The organism is Anabaena sp. UHCC 0399, assembly GCF_034931465.1.
Lineage (GTDB): Bacteria > Cyanobacteriota > Cyanobacteriia > Cyanobacteriales > Nostocaceae > Trichormus > Trichormus minutissimus.
Genome location: NZ_JAYGGZ010000105.1, coordinates 1 through 3,210, shown reverse-complemented (window position 1 = coordinate 3,210; position 3,210 = coordinate 1). Strand labels below are relative to the sequence as shown.

Genomic DNA, 3,210 nt, shown 5'->3' with positions numbered 1-3,210 from the left:
AGTTAGACTGCTGGGTAAGAACCAGCCAGAACCTTGAAAACTGCATAGAAAAGCGAGAAATTAGCAAGCACAGACAATGAAAGTGTTGAGAGATGAGTTAAGAATGCTGAGTCAAATCAGTGGGAAGAACTCAGAAATCAGAACTGGAAGGGAAGTGTTTGCAGGATAGAAACCAATTGTTTGAGTGGTCAAGCTAATAAGGGCTCATGGTGGATACCTAGGCACACAGAGGCGAAGAAGGACGTGGTTACCGACGAAATACTCCGGGGAGTTGGAAGCAAACATTGAGCCGGAGATGTCCGAATGGGGCAACCCTAAATACTACCTGTTGAATATATAGACAGGAAAGAGCCAACCCAGCGAACTGAAACATCTTAGTAGCTGGAGGAAGAGAAATCAAAAGAGATTCCCTAAGTAGTGGTGAGCGAAAGGGGAAAAGCCTAAACCATTTGGTTTACCGAATGGGGTTGTGGGACAGCGATATCGAATCACGGAGACTAGACGAAGCAGCTAAATACTGCACCAGAGGAGGTGAAAGTCCTGTAGTCGAAAGTTGAAGGATAGTAGCTGAATCCCGAGTAGCATGGGGCACGAGGAATCCCATGTGAATCAGCGAGGACCATCTCGTAAGGCTAAATACTACTGTGTGACCGATAGTGAACAAGTACCGCGAGGGAAAGGTGAAAAGAACCCCGGAAGGGGAGTGAAATAGAACATGAAACCATGAGCTTACAAGCAGTGGGAGTCCGATTAAACGGATGACCGCGTGCCTGTTGAAGAATGAGCCGGCGACTTATAGGCACTGGTAGGTTAAAGCGAGAATGCTGGAGCCAAAGGGAAACCGAGTCTGAAGAGGGCGATAATCAGTGTTTATAGACCCGAACCCTGGTGATCTAACCATGTCCAGGATGAAGCTTGGGTAAAACCAAGTGGAGGTCCGAACCGACCGATGTTGAAAAATCGGCGGATGAGGTGTGGTTAGGGGTGAAATGCCAATCGAACCAGGAGCTAGCTGGTTCTCCCCGAAATGTGTTGAGGCGCAGCGGTAATGATTATAGTCGGGGGGTAAAGCACTGTTTCGGTGCGGGCTGGGAGACCGGTACCAAATCGAGACAAACTCAGAATACCCGATGCACACATTGCCAGTGAGACGGTGGGGGATAAGCTTCATCGTCAAGAGGGAAACAGCCCAGACCACCAGCTAAGGTCCCCAAATCATCGCTAAGTGATAAAGGAGGTGAGATTGCCTAGACAACTAGGAGGTTTGCCTAGAAGCAGCCACCCTTGAAAGAGTGCGTAATAGCTCACTAGTCAAGCGATCTTGCGCCGAAAATGAACGGGGCTAAGCGATGTACCGAAGCTGTGGGATTAGTCAATTGATTAATCGGTAGGGGAGCGTTCCGTAATAGGTTGAAGCAGTAGCGGCGAGCAGCTGTGGACGAGACGGAAGTGAGAATGTCGGCTTGAGTAGCGCAAACATTGGTGAGAATCCAATGCCCCGAAACCCTAAGGGTTCCAGAGCCAGGTTCGTCCACTCTGGGTTAGTCGGGACCTAAGGCGAGGCCGAAAGGCGTAGTCGATGGACACAGGGTCAACAATCCCTGACTATTGTATGGGAGCATTATTAGGGACGCATGAAAGATAGCCATACCCTGATTGGTTTGGGAGGAGTTTACGAACTCCGCATGGTGAAGGATAGTGTCAAGAAAAGCTAGTAATGTGATGAACATATAGTACCCGTACCCGAAACCGACACAGGTAGGGAGGTTGAGAATACCAAGGGGCGCGAGATAACTCTCTCTAAGGAACTCGGCAAAATGGCCCCGTAACTTCGGAAGAAGGGGTGCCCACCTAAGACGTGGGTCGCAGTGAAGAGATCCAGGCGACTGTTTACCAAAAACACAGGTCTCCGCAAACTCGTAAGAGGACGTATGGGGGCTGACGCCTGCCCAGTGCCGGAAGGTTAAGGAAGTTGGTCAGGGTGAAAGCTTGAAGCTGACGACTGAAGCCCCGGTGAACGGCGGCCGTAACTATAACGGTCCTAAGGTAGCGAAATTCCTTGTCGGGTAAGTTCCGACCCGCACGAAAGGCGTAACGATCTGGATGGTGTCTCAGAGAGAGACTCGGCGAAATAGGAATGTCTGTGAAGATACGGACTACCTGCACCTGGACAGAAAGACCCTATGAAGCTTTACTGTAGCCTGGAATTGTGTCCGGGCTTCGCTTGCGCAGGATAGGTGGGAAGCGGTGAAGTATTCCTTGTGGGGAATATGGAGCTAACGGTGAGATACCACTCTGGCGAAGCTAGGATTCTAACTTATTTCCGTTAGCCGGAAGAAGGACAGTTTCAGGTGGGCAGTTTGACTGGGGCGGTCGCCTCCTAAAAGGTAACGGAGGCGCGCAAAGGTTCCCTCAGCACGCTTGGAAACCGTGCGGCGAGTGTAAAGGCATAAAGGGAGCTTGACTGCAAGACTGACAAGTCGAGCAGGTACGAAAGTAGGCCTTAGTGATCCGACGGCGCAGAGTGGAATGGCCGTCGCTCAACGGATAAAAGTTACTCTAGGGATAACAGGCTGATCTCCCCCAAGAGTCCACATCGACGGGGAGGTTTGGCACCTCGATGTCGGCTCATCGCAACCTGGGGCGGAAGTACGTCCCAAGGGTTGGGCTGTTCGCCCATTAAAGCGGTACGTGAGCTGGGTTCAGAACGTCGTGAGACAGTTCGGTCCATATCCGGTGCAGGCGCAAGAGCATTGAGAGGAGTCTTCCTTAGTACGAGAGGACCGGGAAGGACGCACCGCTGGTGTACCAGTTATTGTACCAACAGTAAACGCTGGGTAGCCAAGTGCGGAGTGGATAACCGCTGAAAGCATCTAAGTGGGAAGCCCACCTCAAGATGAGTGCTCTCACTACTAATAGTAGGTAAGGTCACGGGCAGAACACCCGTTCATAGGCTCTAAGTGGAAGTGCAGTAATGTATGAAGCTGAGGAGTACTAACAGACCGAGGGCTTGACCTCACAACAATTGTTTTTTCTCTCATACCTCGCTTTTCTTGCAGTCTTCAGGGTCTCTGACCCAACCGTTTTTCCTGGTGCTTATGGCGCGATGGCCCCACACTGACCCCATCCCGAACTCAGAGGTGAAACATTGCTGCGGCTACGATAGTTGGAGGGTTGCCTCCCGCCACAATCGCTCAGTGCCAGGTTCTA

General features: G+C 51.2%; 2 rRNA genes. Both read left to right on the top strand.

What is annotated here, in order from left to right:
* Nucleotides 1–186 precede the first annotated feature (186 nt).
* Nucleotides 187–3,018 (top strand): 23S ribosomal RNA (locus VB693_RS28725).
* A gap of 70 nt (nucleotides 3,019–3,088) precedes the next feature.
* Nucleotides 3,089–3,206 (top strand): 5S ribosomal RNA (rrf, locus tag VB693_RS28720).
* Nucleotides 3,207–3,210: the final 4 nt, after the last annotated feature.